Below are 18,886 nucleotides of genomic sequence, written 5' to 3' on the forward strand. Positions count from 1 at the left end.
GGAGAAGCGCAATGAAATTCAAGCACGAGATTATTGAAAAGAACGTAGGTCTGCTGGCGATCTTCACCATCATTGCCATCAGTTTCGGCGGTCTGGTTCAGATCACCCCCCTGCTGTTCCAAAACGAAACCACCACTCCGGTAACCGGCCTCAAGCCTTACACTGCGCTGCAGATGGAAGGCCGTGACGTCTACATCCGTGAGGGGTGTAACTCCTGTCACAGTCAGATGATTCGTCCTTTCCGCTCCGAAACCGAGCGTTATGGCCATTACTCTGTTGCCGGCGAACATGTCTGGGAGCACCCCTTCCTGTGGGGATCCAAGCGCACCGGTCCGGATTTGGCCCGTGTCGGCGGCCGTTACTCCGACGACTGGCACATCGTTCACCTGCGTGATCCCCGCATCGTGGTCCCCGAGTCCAACATGCCCGGGTTCCCCTGGCTGGAGGACAATAAACTGGACGGCAAGAGCACCCTGAAGAAACTTCAGATCTTCCGTGACCAGTTCGGCGTACCCTATGGTAGCGACGAAGAGCTGAAGAAGGACGTAGAGTCCATCAAGGGTAAGACCGAGATGGATGCGCTGGTCGCTTATCTGCAGTCTCTGGGAACCGCTCTGAAATAAGGAGGCCTTTGATGGACTATGGAACGTTTCAAGGCATTGTAACCCTTGTTTTATTGCTGATTTTTCTGGCCATCGTGGGCTGGGCGTACAGCGCCCGTCGAAAGCCCGCCTTCGAGGAAGCGGCCAACCTCGTCTTTGATGACGAGCAGAAGCACCAGGGATCTAAGGAGTAATCTCAGATGACCAGCTTTTGGAGTATTTTTATCACCGTGATTACCCTGGGGGTGATCTTCGGTTGTCTTGCACTGCTTATCTGGTGCATGAAAGACAAAATGGGCGTCGAAGAGGGTGAAGGCATGGGCCACACTTTTGACGGCATCGAGGAGGTCAACAACCCCCTGCCCAAGTGGTGGTCCTACATGTTTGTGTTCACCATCGTGTTCGGCCTGGGCTACCTGGCTGCCTACCCCGGTCTGGGTAACTGGAAAGGCTTCCTGGGCTGGACCTCATCCAACCAGAGCGTACTGAACATGGACGAGTCCAAGGCTGCTGCCGCCGAGGCTCGCTCCGGTGAGTCCGGCTGGGTTCAGTATGATCAGGAAGTGGTTCTGGCCGACGCCCATTACGGCCCTATCTTTAAGAGCTTTGCCGAGAAGCCCATCGAGGCACTGGTGGCCGACGCCGAAGCTCTGAAGATTGGCCAACGCCTGTTCCTGCAGAACTGCGCTCAGTGTCACGGCTCTGACGCCAAGGGGGGACCAGGCTTCCCTAACCTGACCGACGATGCCTGGCTCTACGGCGGCGATCCCGCCACCATCAAGACCACTCTGCTTAACGGTCGTCGCGGCATGATGCCACCTAAAGGCGGTCTTCCCATTACCGATGAGGAGATTCCTGCCATCGCCGAGTACATCTATGGCCTCAATGGCCGTAAGCACGACGCGGAACTGGCAGCCAAGGGACAAGCGGGCTTCATGAAGGGCTGCTTCGCCTGTCACGGCATGGACGGCAGCGGCAACAAGCTGATGGGTGCCCCCAACCTGACCGATAACTCCTGGGTCTACGGCGGCAGCCGTAAGGTGATCGAGGAGAGTATTCGTGGTGGTCGTGCCGGCGTAATGCCTGCCTGGAAAGATGTATTGGGTGAAGACAAAGTCCACCTGATCACCGCTTACGTCTACAGCCTGAACAAGAAGTAAGTTCCTACCTGAAAGCCCCGTCGTTCGGCGGGGCTTTTTTTTACTCCCCGATTCACCGGGAATGGTCTCCCGACAGGGAAACCAGTATCATGGACCCAGTCCATTGGAAGGTACGATAGATGAATAACACCCCCTGGTATAAGCAGTTCTGGCCGTGGTTTCTGATCCTTCTTCCGGGATCCGTTGTCATCGCGGCTCTGATTACCATTAAAATCGCCACCGACAATCCCGTTGCCCTGGTGGCCGAGGATTATTACAAGAAAGGCAAGGCGATCAATCAGGACCTCTCCCGCATCACTCAGGCACGCAACCTGGGAATGGTGTTTGAGCTGAAACAGGATGGCGAACAGCTGGTTCTGATACAGCACGGCGGCCCCGCATCAGGCGCAGCCCTGGAGATTGAGTTCCACCACACCACCCTGCCCCAGCATGACCTGACTCAAATGGTAACCCAGGACGCCCTGGGCCGTTACCTGCTGCCCGCAGAACAGCTGGTCGAGGGCAAATGGCAGGTGATGATCGACGCCCATGACCAGAGCTGGCGTCTGCAGAAGCGGCTGCAGCTGCCCCTGAGCAACTCCGTCTGGTTCCAGTAACAGGGGGCGAATTTGAGCAGTAACGCCTGTTTCCACTGCGGACAACCCGTACCGTTGTCCGCTGATTTCTCCGTCACCATAGATTCTCAACTCCGCCAGATGTGTTGCCCCGGCTGTGCCGCCGTGGCACAAACCATCTGCGACGCCGGCCTCGGTGACTACTACAACTACCGAACCGAATCCGGCAGCAAGCAGAACCTGGATGCCCTCATGGCCCAGCTAGACGCCTATGATCTGGAGGCGGTGCAACAGGAGTTTGTTGCCCTCGAGGGGGACACCCACTCTGTGGTTCTCTCCGTACAGGGGATCAGTTGTGCGGCCTGTGCCTGGCTGATTGAACGCCATTTCCGTAAGTTGGACGGCATCCACCGCATCAATGTCAACACCACCACCATGCGCGCCACAGTCAGCTGGTATCCGGACAAGATCAAGCTGTCCGAGATCCTCAACCAACTGGCCAGCATAGGTTACCCCTCTACCCCGTTCCAGCCTGACGCCAAGGAGCAGACCTACGCCCACAGCGCCAGGCAGTTCCTGTTCCGCCTGGGCCTGGCCGGCATGGCCACCATGCAGGTAATGATGCTGGCCGTTGCCCTGTATATGGGCTACTTCACTGAGCTCGACCCCATCTACCGCGACTATTTTCGCTGGGTGTCGCTGCTGTTCGCCACCCCGGTGGCCCTCTATTCCGCCCAGCCCTTTTACTTCAGCGCCCTGCGCGCCCTGATGTCGATGCGGGTTAACATGGATGTCCCTGTCTCCATCGCCATACTTGGCGCCTTCAGCGCCAGTTGTGTTGCGACCTTCAAAGGTACGGGGGAGGTCTACTTCGAATCCGTGTCCATGTTCACCTTCTTCCTGCTGCTGGGACGTTTCCTGGAGCAAAGGGCCAGGCGAAAAGCCGCGGAGTCCGCCTCCAACCTTCATCGGCTGGTGCCCCTGACAGCGGAGCTGATCACCGAACAGGGCCAGGACCAGGTAGCTGCCAAGACCCTTAAGGTGGGCGACCGTTGTCTGGTCCGCCCTGGTGAAGCGATCCCCGCCGACGCCGAGCTGGTCTCCGACCTGGCCGCCGTGGATGAATCCATGCTTACCGGTGAGCAGGAGCCCGTCACCAAACGCGCTGGCGACCCCCTTTATGGTGGCAGCGTTAACTTTGACCAAAGTATCGAAATACGCGTCAGTCAGGTGGGCACAGAGCAGCTGATTCACACCATAGTGCGCATGCAGGAGCAGGCCGCCCAGGAGAAGCCGGAGATTGCCCGGCTGGCAGACAAGGTGGCCCGCTATTTCGTCCCCGGCGTGCTTACCCTCTCCGCCCTTACCTACCTGATCTGGCACTTTATCGATCCCAGTCAGGCGTTCTGGGTCACCTTGTCGGTGCTGGTCGCCACCTGCCCCTGCGCCCTGTCTCTGGCGACCCCTGCGGCCCTGACCTGTGGCAGCAATGCCCTTCGCAACCATGGGTTGCTCTCCCGCAGCTCCCGGGTACTGGAAGCCTTGCCCAAGGTGGACACCTTGTTGTTCGATAAGACCGGCACCCTGACCCAGGGCAACTGGTCGCTGACCGACAAACAGAGCCTGGACCAACAACCGATAGAGCAGCACCTGGCATTAGTGGCCGCTCTGGAGCGCGCCAGCAGCCACCCCCTCGCCCAGGCGTTTCGCCCCTATGACACCCCCGGCCTGAGAGTTGATAAGCTTGAGCACATCCCCGGTGGCGGCATTCAGGGTGAGGTCAACGGCGTTCGTTACCGGGTGGGCCACAGCCGCTTTGTGGGTCTGGAGGCGAGGGACGATCGTCTTTGGCTTGGTAATGACCAGGGGCCACTGGCCTGGTTCCAGCTGCAGGATTCCTTGCGTGAGGACGCCGCCGAGACCCTGGCACAACTCCAGGCCCAGGGGCTGCGCTGTGAAATGCTGAGCGGTGACCCCAGTCCTGCGGCACAGGCGCTGGCCAACTCCCTCGAGATGGATGACTGTCATCATGGCGTCACGCCGTCACAGAAGCACGACTACCTCAAAGGGCTTCAGGACAGGGGGCATAAGGTGGCCATGTTTGGCGATGGCGTCAATGACGCCCCGGTGCTGGCCGGTGCCGATCTGTCCATCGCCATGGGCGCCGGTACCGAACTGGCCAAGAGCAGCGCCGACCTGGTGTTACTGGGTGATAAGTTGGCCCCTGTGGTAGACGGCATCGCCATCGCCAAAAAGACGGTTCGGGTGATTCGTCAGAACCTGCTTTGGGCTCTGGGGTATAATCTGGCCATCCTGCCACTGGCGGTGTGCGGCCTGGTGCCCCCCTACATCGCCGCCATCGGCATGTCGGCCAGTTCCCTGATCGTGGTCGGTAACAGCGTGAGATTACTAAAACTATGAGCATTATCTTTACCCTGATCCCCGTTGCCATCCTGTTTGTCATTATCGCGGTGATGGTGTTCTTCTGGGCAGTTAAATCCGATCAGTTTGAGGATCTGGACCGGCAGGGTTCCAGTATCCTGTTTGACGACGAACAGAAAGACCGCAATGAGTGACCTTAGCCTGTGGGCAGCCCTATCTATCGGGCTGCTTGGCTCGGCGCACTGCGTCGGCATGTGCGGCGGCATCATGGCCGCACTTAGCCATGGCCTCCCCTCCAGAGACCAGATGAATCTGGGCAAACGCATGGGCCTGCTCGGTGCCTACAACCTGGGCAGGGTGGTCAGCTACGCCGCGGCCGGAGCGCTGCTGGCGTCATTGGCCGGCGGCATTGGCGTGCTGTTCGGGGTGGATCACTGGTTGACGGGCTTGAGGTTCATTGCCGGCATCATGTTGATTTTGATGGGTCTCTACCTGGCCAACTTCTCATCCGCCCTGGTGGTGGTTGAACGCCTGGGCAAGCCGTTGTGGAGCCGTCTGGCCCCCATGGCACGCAAGCAGTTGCCGGTCACCTCGCCGGCCAAAGCACTGGCAGCTGGCATGCTCTGGGGCTGGCTTCCCTGTGGCCTGGTCTATTCCACGCTCATCTGGGCCCTGTCGCTGGGCAGCCTGACAGACACGGTATTGGCGATGACCCTCTTCGGCCTGGGAACTCTTCCCAGCATGTTTCTGGTTGGCGCTGCCGCGGATGCTTTTAAAAAGGTTTTGGTTAACAAGGGGTTCAAAATTGTGAGTGCCCTACTGTTGATCGGTTACGGTGTGCACACCCTGGTCATTGCGCTAGGTCAATTTTTCTAGCGTCGAGAGATTGTTTTGGTTTACCATGTGTAATGAGTTGACCCAATCGGGAAAGAGCCTTGGATAACAATCGCGCTAAAAGGACGGCGTTCGGTGGCTGTGCTATTCACTGCCACGATTGCAGCATGTCGGAACTCTGCATCCCGTTCACGCTCAATGCCAATGAGCTGGACAAGCTAGACGCCATTATTGAACGAAAGAAACCCATTCAGAAGGGTGAGATCCTGATTCAGTCGGGCGAGCCCCTCAAGAGTCTGTTTGCCATCCGATCGGGCACCATCAAATCCTACACCATCACCGAGAACGGCGACGAGCAGATCACCGGATTCCACCTTGCCGGCGACGTTATCGGCTTCGACGGCATCCACTCCGAACAGCACCAGAGTTTTGCCCAGGCCCTGGAAACGGCCATGGTGTGTGAAATTCCCTACGAGACTCTGGATCAGCTGAGCGGCGCTATGCCGAGACTGCGCCAACAGATCATGCGGCTGATGAGCAACGAGATCATGGGCGACCAGGAGATGATCCTGCTGCTGTCCAAGAAAAATGCCGAAGAGCGCCTTGCCGCCTTCATCAGCAATCTGGCCAAACGGTTCGGCAACCGGGGCTTCTCCAGCCGCGAGTTCCGCCTGACCATGACCCGGGGAGACATCGGTAACTACCTGGGGCTGACCGTTGAGACCATCAGTCGGTTGCTCGGTCGTTTCCAAAAGTCCGGCCTGATTGAAGTAAAAGGCAAGTACATCACCATTCTCGATTTAGAGAGACTATCGGACCTGGCGGGCAACGCCCGCATCGCACGATAAAAAAGGGGCACCTCAGGGTGCCCTATCTGTTTCCAAGATTCGCGAACTGGCGCATTTTGTTCTAGAACAAACAGTGCAGTGTCCGAAATCTGACGAGGCAGTTATGAGTAGCAAACGACTCCTAGTGGTTATCGATCCTGATAGGGTTGAGCAACCTGCGCTGGATCGGGCTCTCCACATGGCCCGCGCAACTGGCGCCCCCATCACTTTATTTTCCGTTATTTTTAATCTCTCCTATGAGAAAACCGCCCTACTCTCCAAAACCGAGCGTGAAGCACTTCGAGAGGGACTCATCGAAAAGCACCATCGCCAGGTTGAAGAGTTGGTGGCACCGCTTCAGCAGCAAGGCATCAATGTCGAAGCCAAAGTGGAATGGCACGACCGCCCCTTTGAAGCGATCATCCGCTATGTCCTCGATAATGACATCTCCTACATCATCAAGAGCACCCAGGAAGGCAGTGGCAGGCTGACCGCCACCTTCTTTACACCCACTGACTGGCACCTGATCCGTAAAGCCCCGGTGCCTGTGTTGATGGTGAAAGACCATGACTGGCCAAAAAATGGCAATATTCTGGCTGCCATCGACATCGATGCCGAAGACAAGGTTCATCAAGAGCTCAATGACCGCATCATCCAGAACTGCAACAACCTGGCCGAGCTCATTGATGCCAAGGTGCATCTGGTCAATGGCTACCCCGGCTTGCCGGACAACCTGTTCATTGAGCAGCCTGAGTTCAACAACCTGGGGTTCAACATCTCGGTAAGCAAACAGCATCAGGAACACCTGGAAGAGCTGGGAAGCAAATACGGCATCCCCGCGGATCAGTGCCATGCACGCCAGGGCGATCCTGAGGACGTAATTGTCGCCGTGTCCCAGGATATCGATGCCGAACTGGTGGTGCTGGGTACCATAGGAGAACAGGGGATCACCGCTACCCTTCTGGGCAGTACCGCAGAACATGTTATCTACAACATCGGCTGTGACCTGCTCGCCCTGAAGCCCGGGTCCTTTAATTCCCCTCTTGCCTGACACTGAGGGGGCGAGTGCCCCCTTTTTCTATCGGAATAAACCTTTGAAAATCATTTGGAAGTGATACTCTAGATTCAGGAGAGAGCCACAAAGGGCTCCGTTGATCTGAAACAAAGGAATGACCCACCCTTCCATGCAACGATGTAGGTGAGGGACACAAAGTTAGGAGAGCTTTATGAGCAGCGAACGATTTCTAGTTGTCATCGACCCCAGCAGGGATGACCAACCTGCGCTGGAAAGGGCCGCCCACCTCGCCCGCTGTGCCGGAGCCCGATTAACCCTCTTCCTCAGCATCTTCGATTTCTCCTATGAGATGACTTCCATGTTGTCTCAGGAGGAGAGGGATGCCATGAGAAATGGTGTGGTGACACAGCGTCGAAAATGGCTGGAGCAGTTAGCCGAGCCTCTGGTTGCCGACGGGCTGGATGTAAATTTTGATGTGGTGTGGCACAACCGTCCTTTCGAAAGCATCATCAACCATGTGCTCAACAATGATATCGCCTACATCATCAAGAGCACCCACGCCCATGACAAGCTTAAGTCGGTGATCTTTACCCCCACCGATTGGCACTTGTTGCGTAAGGCTCCGGTTCCGGTTCTGTTGGTCAAAGAGCATGACTGGCCGGCAGACGGCAACATCCTGGCCGCGGTCAATGTGGCAGCAGACGATGAGGAGCATCAGGAGCTCAACGATCGCATCGTCTCCAACGCGGTGAAACTGGCCACTGTGATCGACGCAAGGGTACACCTGGTCAACGGTTACCCTGGCACTCCGGTCAACATCGCCATCGAACTGCCGGACTTCGATGCTCACGCCTACAACCAATCCATCAAGCAGCACCATTCCCAGCGGATAGAGGCGCTGGCTGATCGTCACGGCATCGATCATAAGCGTTGCCACGTATTGGAAGGGCTGCCCGAAGATGTGATTCCCGAGTTGGCCAAGGAGCTGGACGCCGAGTTGGTGATGCTGGGCACCGTTGGCCGCAGCGGCCTGTCTGCGGCCTTGATAGGCAACACGGCGGAGCATGTTATCGACAGCCTCAACTGTGACCTGGTGGCCTTTAAACCCAAGAGTTTTGTCTGCCCGCTGGCGGATTAAACCGGGGTATATGCATCCGAGCAGGATAAAGGGACACCGATAGAGCAACAAAGATGCTGCCTTCGGAGGTATACCTGTCCCGAGGCTAGAAAAGACGCGGCTTAAGCCGCGTTTTTTTATGGCAGAGCCTTTACCCGCCCTCCCCTAACGGGGATAATGCCAGCCCCAAATTGACAGCATATTGAGGTATGGAGTGGAACTTACCCAGAAGCAGAAAACCCGTCTGAACAAACTGCAGAAGCGCCTTCGTCGTGAGGTGGGCAGTGCCATTGAAGATTACCGTATGATCGAAGATGGCGATGTGGTGATGGTGTGTCTCTCCGGTGGTAAGGACAGCTATACCATGCTGGACATTCTGCTGAACCTGCAACACCGCGCCCCCGTCGATTTCAAACTGGTGGCGGTCAACCTGGATCAGAAGCAGCCTGGCTTCCCGGAAGATGTGCTGCCCGCCTATCTGGACAGTCTGGGTGTGGCCTATCACATCCTGGAGAAAGACACCTACTCCATCGTCAAGGACAAGATCCCTGAAGGCAAGACTACCTGTTCACTCTGTTCCAGGCTGCGCCGGGGCACCCTGTATGGCTTTGCCCAGCGAATCGGCGCCACCAAGATCGCCCTGGGTCACCACAGGGATGACATGATTGAGACCCTGTTCCTCAATATGTTTTTTGGCGGAAAGCTCAAGTCAATGCCACCGAAGCTGCTGTCTGACGACGGCGCCAACGTGGTTATTCGTCCCCTGGCCTATGCCCGGGAGAAAGACATCAGTGAGTACGCCGAACTGAAATCCTTCCCTATCATCCCCTGCAATCTGTGCGGCTCTCAGGAAAACCTGAAGCGAAAGCAGGTGAAAGAGATGCTCAACGTCTGGGACAAGCAGTTCCCCGGCCGCATCGAGACCATCTTTACCGCGATGCAGAATGTGGCGCCCTCCCAGTTGGTGGATCGGGAGCTGTTCAACTTTACCGAGCTCAAGGCCGATCCCAATGCGGCCCCTAGCGGCGAAGTGGCCGAGTCGGATCTGCCCGCCTTCGATTTCTTTGATGCGGACAACAGCGGCCACATCGACCTGGATCAGGCCAGCCGCATCGACGTGGTTCAGGTGCACCAGCCGTAACAGGCCAGGCAAAGCAGGTGTAAAAAAGGGCGCCAATTGGCGCCCTTTCTCTTTGCTGACTCAGACCGGATTGTCGCAGTCGACAAAGGTCACTTTGAGGCCATGATTATCGGCCAAGTGCTGTCCCAGCGCCTGAACCCCGCCCCGCTCGGTGGCGTGGTGACCGGCGGCAAAGTAGCTGACACCCTGCTCCTTGGCACTGTAGTAAGTGCGCTCCGCCACTTCACCGGAGAGATAGCCGTCGAGGTTCAGACTGGCCGCCAGGTCGATGTAATCCGGCGCCCCGCCAGTGCAGATTCCAAGGGTCGAAATGGACCTGTCATGGCCACTGATGCACAGAGGAACACGGCCCAGCGCCTTCGCAATTCTTTCGCACAGCTCCGCTTCAGACACCGGCGGCTCAAACTTGCCCCAGACAGGGATGGAAAGTTCATTACTCAACTCCATGGGGCCAGCGAGCTCCAGGCCCAAGGCCTTTGCCAACTGTGCGTTATTACCGAGCGTCGGGTGGGCATCCAGGGGAAGGTGATAGCCAACCAGGTTGATGTCATTATCCAGAAGCGCCTTGATCCGGTTGCGCTTCATGCCGGTGATCACCTGGCTCTCTCCCTTCCAGAAATAACCGTGGTGGACCAACAGGGTATCCGCGCCCAGTTCGATGGCGGCATCGATGGCGGCCTGACCAGCGGTAACCGCGGTGACGATATGGGACACCTCTTCGCGCCCCTCAACCTGCAGCCCGTTGGGGGCATAGTCCTTGAACTTCCAAGGGGTCAGCAGTTGATCCAGCACTTCAATAAACTCAACTCGTTTCATCTTTCTTCAATTCATAGGCTGAGGAATTAGATAAGTGTACTTGCTTCTCTACTTCGTTTTCCAATATTTAACTCACTTCTCAAACCCCAAACTAGTCCTATCTAAATCGCCAATTGCCAACAAAGGTCCTCGTCGGTCAAAAGCGGGGTTTTAATGGGGCAAATCGCAAATCCATCGATTTTTTGTGGCAATTATTAGACAAATTGCCCCGGAATCGGTATAAAGACAGGCTGAAATATCAGCCCGAGTCGGCGAAAAGACAAAGGTTTTAAAACAATATGTCCAAACTGAATAAGGAAGAGGTACTGCAGCAGCTTAATGATGCGTACCTGGCGAAACACGGTAAGACCCCTGAGATCGAGCAGAAAGGCAGCTGGTTCAAGGTAGATGGCGGCAAGTCTCTGCGTCTGGGTGATCTGGCCGATATGGTTAAAGAGCTGACTGGCGGCGCTGAGTCCGTAGACGCAGCCCCTAAAGCCGAGCCTAAGAAGAGCGCGCCTGCTAAAAAAGCCGCTCCAAAGAAGGCGGCCAAAGTAAGCGGAAACGGCGGCATGACCCCCAAGCAATTGTGGGCTCAAAAGCTGGCTCAGGGCAGCACCCTGCCCCGCGGTCACCGCTGATAAAGAATATAAAAAAGCCGGCATTAGCCGGCTTTTTTATTGCCTGTAATTTAGGTATTACAGGCATTAAAAAAGGGACCCTAGGGTCCCTTTTCCTGTCCAGGTAAGAAAAACTTACTTGGCCAGAGCCTCTTTCGCTTTTTCTACCAGGGCAGTAAATACTACCTTGTCGAATACAGCGATGTCGGCCAGGATCTTACGATCGATCTCAACAGAAGCTTTCTTCAGACCGTTGATGAAACGGCTGTAAGACATGCCGTTCTGACGAGCAGCAGCGTTGATACGGGCGATCCACAGCTGACGGAACTGACGCTTTTTCTGGCGACGGTCACGATAAGCGTATTGACCAGCCTTGGTAACAGCTTGAACTGCTACACGATAGACACGGCTACGGGCACCGTAGTAGCCTTTAGCCTGCTTGAGTACTTTCTTGTGACGAGCACGAGCGGTCACACCGCGTTTTACACGAGCCATGTTTTAATCCCTCCCAATTAGGCGTACGGCAGCATGGTGCGGATCTGAGCCACGTCAGACTTAGCAACCATTTGCTTGGAGCGCAGGTGACGCTTGCGCTTGGTGGACTTCTTGGTCAGGATGTGACGCAGGTGAGACTGCTTGCGCTTGAAACCGCCGGAGGCAGTTTTCTTGAAACGCTTAGCAGCACCTTTATTGGTTTTCAGCTTAGGCATTCTAAACTCCGCATTGTAAATAAAAAATAGAACTGCAAGGCGAACAAAAACAGCCCAGTCAGCGACTGGGCTGAGTTGTTACTTGGAAGCCTTACTGTTTCTTCTTAGGCGCGAGGACCATCACCGCCTGGCGACCTTCCACTTTAGGGAAAGCCTCCACCTGGGCCAGCTCCGCCAGATCGTCCTTAATACGATTCAGCAGTTTCAGTCCCAGATCCTGGTGGGCCATTTCGCGACCTCGGAAACGCAGCGTAATTTTCGCTTTGTCTCCGTCTTCCAAGAAGCGAGTCAGGTTGCGTAGTTTTACCTGATAGTCGCCTTCATCGGTTCCAGGACGGAATTTAACTTCCTTAACCTGAATCCGCTTGGTCTTCTTACGCTGTTCCTTCTGGTTCTTAGCCTGTTCGTAAAGGAACTTACCGTAGTCCATGATCCGGCAAACCGGTGGCTCAGCGTTTGGACTGATCTCAACCAGATCCATTCCAGCTTCCTGGGCACGCTCTGCCGCTTCACGGCCGGAAACGATACCCGCTTGCTCACCGTCAGCATCAATCAGTCGAACTTCGCGAGCACGAATCTCACCGTTGATGCGAGTTTGGTCCTTGGCCGGACCTTGCTTTTTTCCGCCTTTTATAGCTTATTCCTCCAGCAATTTCAGACTACGGTCGTTGATTTCGTTCTGGATCTGCTCAATCATCTTTTCGACTTTGATGCTACCCAAATCAACGCCATCGCGCGTACGCACCGCCACCTCGCCGTTTTCGACCTCTTTGTCACCAACGACAAGCAGATACGGGGTGCGCTTTAAAGTATGTTCGCGGATTTTAAAGCCAATCTTCTCGTTTCTCAAGTCCGCCTTTGCACGAATTCCTGAGTTTTTGAGCGCTTGGACAGTTTTTTCCACGTAATCGGCTTGTTTATCGGTGATATTCATCACCACCGCCTGTACTGGCGCCAGCCAGGTCGGCAGTTTGCCGGCGTATTCTTCAATCAAGATGCCAATAAAGCGCTCCAGGGAGCCCAAAATGGCCCGGTGAATCATCACCGGTACTTTACGGCTGTTGTCTTCACTCACGTAGCTGACGTCCAGGCGCTCGGGCTGAGGCATGGAGAAGTCCAGCTGAATGGTGCCGCACTGCCAAGCACGGTCCAGACAATCATGCAGGGTGAATTCAATCTTCGGCCCGTAGAAAGCGCCCTCACCCGGCTGCAGTTCATAGCTTAGACCATTGGCTTCCAGAGCCTCGGCCAAAGATTTCTCTGCCTTGTCCCACAGATCATCTGAGCCGATGCGCTGCTCAGGACGGGTGGAGAGCTTTACGTCGATCTCTTCGAAGCCGAACGTCTTGTAGGTATCGTACACCATCTGGATGCAGGCGGTCACCTCATCGAGGATCTGCTCATCGGTACAGAATACGTGAGCGTCATCCTGGGTGAAGGAGCGCACACGCATCAGCCCGTGCAGAGAACCGGACGGCTCATTGCGGTGCACCAGACCAAACTCCGCCATACGGTATGGCAGATCACGGTAGGATTTCAGGCCCTGCTTGAAGATCTGCAGGTGGCCAGGACAGTTCATCGGCTTCACCGCGTAGGTGCGCTTTTCGGACTCGGTGGCGAAGATCATCTCGGAGTACTTGTCCCAGTGACCGGAACGCTCCCACATCACCTTATCCATCACCAGAGGAGTACGCACCTCTTCGTAGCCGTACTTGTCCAGCTGGGTGCGCATAAAGCCTTCCAGCTCCTTGTAGATGGTCCAGCCGTCGTTGTGCCAGAACACCATACCAGGTGCTTCTTCCTGCCAGTGGAACAGGTCCAGGGCTTTACCGATCTTACGGTGATCGCGCTTGGCAGCCTCTTCCAGACGAACCAGGTGAGCCTTAAGCTGCTTCTTGTCGCCCCAGGCAGTACCGTAGATGCGCTGCAGCATCTTGTTGTCGGAGTCACCACGCCAGTAGGCGCCAGCCACGTTCATCAGTTTGAAGTGGTGGCAGAACTTCATGTTTGGCACGTGAGGGCCGCGGCACATGTCCACGTACTCTTCGTGGTGGTAGAGACCGGGCTGGTCGTCACGGCTGACGTTTTCGTCCAGGATCTCAACCTTGTAGGTTTCACCTCGGGCGTCAAAAGTATCCCGGGCTTCCTGCCAGCTGACGCGCTTTTTCACCACATCGTAATTGGTTTTAGCCAACTGAAGCATGCGCTTCTCCAAGGCATCGATATCCTCCTGGGTCAGCTTGTGCTCCAGGTCGATGTCATAGTAGAAGCCGTTGTCAATGGTGGGACCGATGGCCATTTTGGCGTCGGGCCACAATTGCTTCAGGGCGTGACCCAGCAAGTGGGCACAGGAGTGGCGAATGATCTCCAGACCATCTTCATCCCTCACGGTGATGATGGACAGTTCGCTGTCCTGGTCCATGATCTCGCAGGCATCGACACGTTCCCCGTTAATGCGGCCGGCGATGCACGCCTTGGCCAGGCCAGGACCAATGTCACTGGCTACGTCCATTACGGATACGGGGTTGTCGAATTCGCGTTTGCTACCGTCTGGCAGGGTAATAACTGGCATTTAAGACTCTCCACAGTGGTGATCCACACAAAAGATCACATGCATAGAATTGATAAGGGGTCGGTTTTCAGACCAGTACCATTCAGCAAGGTATTCGCCTTACAGGGCAAACAGTGCTTGGAACGGCGCTCGGTCCAACCGGCGAAGGCAGTAGTATAGAAAGGCGCAGCCCCCATTACAAATGAAATAGAGTTCAATAACCTGCTATTTGATCAGCTGGCGTTCAAGGTAAAAGAGAGGATGCTAACTTACACTTAAAACAGGCCATTAAATGAGGAGCGTCGTTATGAGAACCGATGCCTTCTATCAGAGTATTCGCTGCCCCCATTGTGGCAACGATACCGCCGTGGCAGTGGATGCCAGCGGCGGAGAGCAGGACTATTACGAGGATTGTCAGGCCTGCTGCAACGCCATCCACCTGCATCTCGCCATTGATGAGCAGAAGCAGCAGTTAAAGCTCTATGTGGACAGCGATGACGAGCAGTTCTATTAGAGACTGTTGACCCTTGGTGGATAGTTTTGCGGAAAAGTTGCCCTAAAGATCAATTGTGCGTCTAAAGGATGATCCTAATCGCATTTTATCCAGGTGTTAAGGGATGCCCTTCGGGGCCGGCCTAACGGCAACCACTCGGCGTCGTACGATCTTGACGTAGAACCACTATGCCATCGCTCGAACTTCTTGATTGGATGCCGTTATTCACGGCCAAACTCTCTCCACAAAAGCCCAACAGTCCCTATTCAGTAAGCCCCTTTTGCGCCAGGACGCGCTCAACGGTGTCGACAATCGCCTGGGTCTGGCTATCGATCTCGATATTAAGGCGATCGCCCTCTTTGCGCTCTCCCAGGGTGGTGATGTTCAGGGTTTCCGGAATCAGATGAATATCAAAGCCGTCTTCCCGAGTGGCGCCTACGGTCAGGCTGCAGCCATCGATGGCCACAAACCCCTTGTGCAGGATGTACTTCATCCAGCACGGCTCCACTGCCAGGCTCATGACGCAGTTGGTGTCTGTGCGCTCGATTCTGGTGATGCTTGCCTGGGTGTGAACATGGCCGGAGACAACGTGCCCTCCCACCTCTTTACCGAACACCAGGGAGCGCTCCAGGTTAACCATATCGCCGGCTTGAAGATCCCCGAGATTGGTGACCTTAAGGGTCTCTTCCATTACATCGAAAAAGACTCTATCATCAGCCAGTTCTGTCACGGTCAGGCACACCCCGTTATGGGCCACGCTGGCACCAACCTGCAGATTCTCCCGGTACTGGGGCGGAATCGCCACCTCAAAAGTTCGCAGTTTGTCCCTTTCAGTAATGGACGCTACCTTCGCCGTGGTTTGAACAATTCCAGTAAACATACAACTCCAACAATTTTTCGTAGTATCGGACCTTACGCCCTATATGCACAGTCGCCTCTATCAGGCCAAAAGCCTAATTCGCCTGGCCCTGCCGGTTCTCGCCGCCCAGGTCGCCCAGACCATGATGGGATTCATCGATACGGTGATGGCCGGCCGGGTCAGCGCCACAGACATGGCCGCCGTTGCCGTCGGTACCAGCATCTGGTTACCGACCATCCTGTTCTTCGCTGGCATCCTGATGGCCCTGACCCCTATGGTGTCCCATCATCATGGTGCCCGGCAAGAACGTAAAATACGGCCGCTGATTCATCAGGGGATCTACCTGGCGGTGGTTTGTGGCCTACTGGCCATGGCCATTTTTACCCAGGCGGAGTGGATTTTGGCACAAATGGACCTGGATCCGCAGCTGTTTGAACTCAGTCGGGGCTACCTGACCGTCGTTTTGTGGGGGGCACCGCCGTTTTTGCTGTTCCAGGTGCTAAGGAATTTCACCGAGGGACTGTCCTGGACCCTGCCCTCAATGGTCATCGGATTTGTGGGGCTGGCCATCAACATTCCAGCCAACTACATCTTTATCTATGGCCACTTTGGTATGCCCGCCATGGGTGGTGCCGGCTGTGGCGTCGCCACTGCCCTGGTGTTCTGGGGCATGTTCCTGGCCATGGCTCTCTATCTGCTGGTCACCAAACGTTTTAGTGAGTACCAACTGTTTCAGGGCTGGAAGAGGGTTAACCTGTCTCTGCAGGGTGCCGTGGTTAAACTAGGCCTGCCCATCGCCCTGGCGCTGTTTTTCGAGGTGACCCTGTTTGCTGTGGTGGCCGTAGCCATCGCGCCCCTGGGACCGGTAATCGTTGCCGGACACCAGGTCGCGGCCAACTTCTCCGGGCTTATCTTCATGCTGCCCCTTGCCTTAGGCATGGCTCTGACCATCCGGGTGGGCTACTACCTGGGTCGAAAGGAGTTTGACATCGCGGCCATGGTGGCACGCATTGGTCTGATGATGGGGTTGGGCATCGCGGTGATCACCGCCCTGGCCACGGTGCTGTTCCGGGAACAGATTGCATTGCTCTACACCACGGACTCTGAGGTACTGATCCTGGCCGGGCAGTTGATGCTGCTCTGTGCCATCTATCAGTTGTCCGATACGGTACAGGTAGTAACTGCCGCGACCCTGAGGGGCTATAAGGACACCACGGCGCTACTGTGGATCTCCCTGGTGTCCTACTGGGGTATCGGCCTCACCACCGGAATCGTGTTGGGGCTGACCGACTGGCTGGTGCCGGCCATGGGCGCCGCCGGCTTCTGGATCGGATTTATCGCCGGTCTGTCCGCCGCGGCCCTGATGTTAAAGATTCGACTCAAAGGGGTTCAGAGACGGCTGGCACTGGCTCAAGAGTCAGCAGGCTGATCAAAAAGCGCCCCGGCAAGGGCAATCTTTAGCCAAACAAACGCGTTAACTGCAACCGGGCCTTGTCATCGCTTCTCGCAAGCCCTAGTATTTAGCGCATCGCACAGCGATATGCGTCTGTAACTCAGTTGGTTAGAGTGTCACCTTGACATGGTGGAAGTCGGTGGTTCGAGTCCACTCAGACGCACCACATTTTAGATTATGCGTCCGTAGCTCAGTTGGTTAGAGCACCACCTTGACATGGTGGGGGTCGGTAGTTCGAGTCTACTCGGACGCACCATATCGCAAAAAGCCCGCTCATTCAGAGCGGGCTTTTTTGTGTCTTGAATCTGCCAATAAAAAAGACCACTCACAATGAGTGGCCCTGCTGAAAATTTTACCAAGGATAGGAACTGGCCGGCCCTACCCTCGCTCAGCATAAAAGGTTGAGGGTCGGAACAGGTGCTCTCCTGTCTCTACGTCCACCACCACAAAGCGTATCGGGGTCTCCCACTGATCCGCTTCCTGGGTCAGCGCCACGGTGAGCACCTGGGTCTGATGCTCACCAGGCGCCAGAGTAAAGTGCGCGTCCCCGGCTATGCTCAGTCCATAGAAACCCTGGACGATCACCGCGTAGGTGCGCGACTCCTGAGACTTGTTGAGCATCTTGAATCTGTAGGTGTTTTCCACCCAGCCCTCGTCGTTAATTCGGTAAAGCGCTTGACGATCTCTGAGCACATTGACCTCGAAGCTGGTGCGGTTGTTGCCCCAGGCCAGGATCACCATCAGGGTAACCAGGGTGGCGACGGAATACCCCAGGTAACCGGCCACCCCCAACGTCCTGCGTTTCTTCGATACATAATCGATGAGCCCACGCGCGTAGCCAAACCTGTCCATGGTCTGGTCGCAAGCATCCACACACAGACCACAGTTGATGCATTCGTATTGAAGCCCCTGACGGATGTCGATGCCGACAGGGCACACCTGAATACAGAGGCTGCAGTCCACACAATCGCCCATCCCGGAGGGCTTGCTGCCCCGCTTTCGTGGCCCCCTGCCCTCACCACGCGCTGCGTCATAGCTGACCAGAGTGGTGGTGTCGTCAAACATCACCGACTGAAACCTGGCATAGGGACAGATATGCTGGCAGACCTGTTCCCGGAGCCAGCCTGCATTGATGTAAGTACAGAAAGTGAAAAACAGCACCCAGGCCTGAACCAGGGCGGAGTTCTCCCAGGTGAAGAAGCCAACATAGAGTTGATTGACTGGCACGAAGTAACCCATAAAGCCCAGGGCGGTCATCAGCGACAGCAATAGCCAGGCGAGGTGCTTGGCAGACTTTTTGACTGCCTTGACCAGGCCCCAGCTGCTTTTGTCCAGAGAACGGCTGTGGTTGTGGCTGCCCTCGATGCGCCTCTCTATCCAGTTGAACATCAATGTCCAGACGGTTTGAGGACAGGCGTAACCACACCACACCCGGCCATAGAGTTTGGTCACCAGAAACAGCAGGAAGGCCGCCAGGATAAACAGAAAGGCGACGATCAGCAGGTCTTGAGGAAACAGCGATACACCAAACAGATCGAAACGTTGCCTGTTCAGGTCGATCAAAATGGCCTGACGCCCCTGGTAAGGCAACAAAGGCAACAGCAAGAACACACCGACCAGCATCAGGTTCAGGCGACGTCTGACCCTTTGAAATCGGCCAAACTGCTCTCGTATGTAGATTTTCCCCGATGTGGCTGTTGTGAATATCAGGTTGGGGTCCTGGCTGGCTGAAGACACTGTCTCTCTCCAATGGCGAAACGCGGACTCAGTTTA

Annotated in this window: 21 protein-coding genes and 2 tRNA genes; 16 read left to right on the top strand and 7 right to left on the bottom strand. The window is 55.8% G+C overall.

All coding sequences use genetic code 11. The features are described 5' to 3' along the window. The first annotated feature begins 11 nt into the window (after positions 1 to 11). From ccoO to ttcA, 11 genes are all read left to right on the top strand, one after another. A complete protein-coding gene (gene ccoO / locus ACN0RV_RS09875) occupies positions 12 to 623 on the top strand; it encodes a cytochrome-c oxidase, cbb3-type subunit II (protein WP_417347449.1) in 612 nt (203 codons plus the stop codon). 11 nt (positions 624 to 634) lie between these two features. Then, a complete protein-coding gene (locus ACN0RV_RS09880; protein ID WP_028108493.1) occupies positions 635 to 796 on the top strand; it encodes a CcoQ/FixQ family Cbb3-type cytochrome c oxidase assembly chaperone in 162 nt (53 codons plus the stop codon). 6 nt (positions 797 to 802) lie between these two features. Then, positions 803 to 1,762 carry a cytochrome-c oxidase, cbb3-type subunit III gene (gene ccoP, locus ACN0RV_RS09885; protein ID WP_417347450.1) on the top strand — a complete coding sequence of 320 codons (960 nt, stop codon included), beginning with the start codon at positions 803 to 805 and terminating at the stop codon, positions 1,760 to 1,762. Between the two features lie 119 nt (positions 1,763 to 1,881). Beyond that, positions 1,882 to 2,358 carry a FixH family protein gene (locus ACN0RV_RS09890; protein WP_417347451.1) on the top strand — a complete coding sequence of 159 codons (477 nt, stop codon included), beginning with the start codon at positions 1,882 to 1,884 and terminating at the stop codon, positions 2,356 to 2,358. A 12-nt stretch (positions 2,359 to 2,370) separates the two neighbouring features. Then, a complete protein-coding gene (locus tag ACN0RV_RS09895) occupies positions 2,371 to 4,737 on the top strand; it encodes a heavy metal translocating P-type ATPase (RefSeq protein WP_417347452.1) in 2,367 nt (788 codons plus the stop codon). After that, positions 4,734 to 4,892 (top strand): cbb3-type cytochrome oxidase assembly protein CcoS, encoded by a 159-nt coding sequence (ccoS, locus tag ACN0RV_RS09900; protein ID WP_286342834.1) that lies wholly within the window; start codon positions 4,734 to 4,736, stop codon positions 4,890 to 4,892. The genes ACN0RV_RS09895 and ccoS overlap by 4 nt, the downstream gene beginning before the upstream one ends. Then, positions 4,885 to 5,574 carry a sulfite exporter TauE/SafE family protein gene (locus ACN0RV_RS09905; protein WP_417347453.1) on the top strand — a complete coding sequence of 230 codons (690 nt, stop codon included), beginning with the start codon at positions 4,885 to 4,887 and terminating at the stop codon, positions 5,572 to 5,574. Before ccoS ends, ACN0RV_RS09905 begins: the two co-directional genes overlap by 8 nt. Positions 5,575 to 5,633: 59 nt before the next feature. Then, positions 5,634 to 6,380 carry an electron transport transcriptional regulator EtrA gene (etrA, locus tag ACN0RV_RS09910; protein ID WP_028108498.1) on the top strand — a complete coding sequence of 249 codons (747 nt, stop codon included), beginning with the start codon at positions 5,634 to 5,636 and terminating at the stop codon, positions 6,378 to 6,380. Positions 6,381 to 6,483: 103 nt separating this feature from the next. Beyond that, positions 6,484 to 7,410: a universal stress protein UspE gene (uspE, locus tag ACN0RV_RS09915; RefSeq protein ID WP_417347454.1), complete on the top strand. Its 927-nt coding sequence runs from the start codon at positions 6,484 to 6,486 to the stop codon at positions 7,408 to 7,410. A 175-nt stretch (positions 7,411 to 7,585) separates the two neighbouring features. Beyond that, a complete protein-coding gene (gene uspE / locus ACN0RV_RS09920; protein WP_417347455.1) occupies positions 7,586 to 8,512 on the top strand; it encodes a universal stress protein UspE in 927 nt (308 codons plus the stop codon). Positions 8,513 to 8,705: 193 nt separating this feature from the next. Further along, the gene (gene ttcA, locus ACN0RV_RS09925) at positions 8,706 to 9,632 is read left to right on the top strand and encodes a tRNA 2-thiocytidine(32) synthetase TtcA (RefSeq protein WP_417347456.1); all 927 of its coding nucleotides are present in this window, start codon (positions 8,706 to 8,708) and stop codon (positions 9,630 to 9,632) included. Positions 9,633 to 9,692: 60 nt separating this feature from the next. Here ttcA and ACN0RV_RS09930 read toward each other — a convergent pair whose 3' ends face one another. Further along, positions 9,693 to 10,448 (bottom strand): Nif3-like dinuclear metal center hexameric protein, encoded by a 756-nt coding sequence (locus ACN0RV_RS09930; protein ID WP_417347457.1) that lies wholly within the window; start codon positions 10,446 to 10,448, stop codon positions 9,693 to 9,695. Between the two features lie 278 nt (positions 10,449 to 10,726). On the opposite strand from ACN0RV_RS09930, the gene ACN0RV_RS09935 reads away from it, so the two are divergent. Beyond that, positions 10,727 to 11,068 carry a hypothetical protein gene (locus ACN0RV_RS09935; RefSeq protein ID WP_417347458.1) on the top strand — a complete coding sequence of 114 codons (342 nt, stop codon included), beginning with the start codon at positions 10,727 to 10,729 and terminating at the stop codon, positions 11,066 to 11,068. Positions 11,069 to 11,182: 114 nt separating this feature from the next. Here ACN0RV_RS09935 and rplT read toward each other — a convergent pair whose 3' ends face one another. The 4 genes from rplT to thrS form a co-directional block, all read right to left on the bottom strand. Next, positions 11,183 to 11,542: a 50S ribosomal protein L20 gene (gene rplT, locus ACN0RV_RS09940; protein WP_028108504.1), complete on the bottom strand. Its 360-nt coding sequence runs from the start codon at positions 11,540 to 11,542 to the stop codon at positions 11,183 to 11,185. A gap of 17 nt (positions 11,543 to 11,559) precedes the next feature. Then, positions 11,560 to 11,757, bottom strand: coding sequence for a 50S ribosomal protein L35 (rpmI, locus tag ACN0RV_RS09945; protein ID WP_028108505.1), 198 nt, complete (start codon positions 11,755 to 11,757; stop codon positions 11,560 to 11,562). A gap of 91 nt (positions 11,758 to 11,848) precedes the next feature. Further along, positions 11,849 to 12,391, bottom strand: a complete 543-nt coding sequence (gene infC, locus ACN0RV_RS09950; RefSeq protein ID WP_084643823.1) for a translation initiation factor IF-3 — start codon at positions 12,389 to 12,391, stop codon at positions 11,849 to 11,851. 3 nt (positions 12,392 to 12,394) lie between these two features. Further along, positions 12,395 to 14,329 (bottom strand): threonine--tRNA ligase, encoded by a 1,935-nt coding sequence (thrS, locus tag ACN0RV_RS09955; RefSeq protein ID WP_417347459.1) that lies wholly within the window; start codon positions 14,327 to 14,329, stop codon positions 12,395 to 12,397. Positions 14,330 to 14,615: 286 nt separating this feature from the next. On the opposite strand from thrS, the gene ACN0RV_RS09960 reads away from it, so the two are divergent. Next, positions 14,616 to 14,822 (top strand): CPXCG motif-containing cysteine-rich protein, encoded by a 207-nt coding sequence (locus tag ACN0RV_RS09960; protein WP_417347460.1) that lies wholly within the window; start codon positions 14,616 to 14,618, stop codon positions 14,820 to 14,822. Positions 14,823 to 15,063: 241 nt separating this feature from the next. Here the strand turns inward: ACN0RV_RS09960 and ACN0RV_RS09965 are convergent, their stop codons facing one another. Continuing rightward, complete coding sequence (locus ACN0RV_RS09965; protein ID WP_417347461.1) at positions 15,064 to 15,681, bottom strand: riboflavin synthase subunit alpha; 618 nt, start codon at positions 15,679 to 15,681, stop codon at positions 15,064 to 15,066. A 43-nt stretch (positions 15,682 to 15,724) separates the two neighbouring features. On the opposite strand from ACN0RV_RS09965, the gene ACN0RV_RS09970 reads away from it, so the two are divergent. From ACN0RV_RS09970 to ACN0RV_RS09980, 3 genes are all read left to right on the top strand, one after another. Next, positions 15,725 to 17,089 (top strand): MATE family efflux transporter, encoded by a 1,365-nt coding sequence (locus ACN0RV_RS09970; protein WP_417347462.1) that lies wholly within the window; start codon positions 15,725 to 15,727, stop codon positions 17,087 to 17,089. Positions 17,090 to 17,202: 113 nt separating this feature from the next. Next, a tRNA-Val gene (locus ACN0RV_RS09975) sits at positions 17,203 to 17,279 on the top strand. A gap of 13 nt (positions 17,280 to 17,292) precedes the next feature. Next, positions 17,293 to 17,369 (top strand) — tRNA-Val (locus tag ACN0RV_RS09980). A gap of 122 nt (positions 17,370 to 17,491) precedes the next feature. Here the strand turns inward: ACN0RV_RS09980 and ccoG are convergent. Further along, entirely contained in the window at positions 17,492 to 18,850 is a 1,359-nt protein-coding gene (gene ccoG, locus ACN0RV_RS09985) for a cytochrome c oxidase accessory protein CcoG (RefSeq protein WP_417347463.1), read from the bottom strand. Positions 18,851 to 18,886: the final 36 nt, after the last annotated feature.

Source organism: Ferrimonas sp. (assembly GCF_048263965.1).
Taxonomy (GTDB): Bacteria; Pseudomonadota; Gammaproteobacteria; order Enterobacterales; family Shewanellaceae; genus Ferrimonas.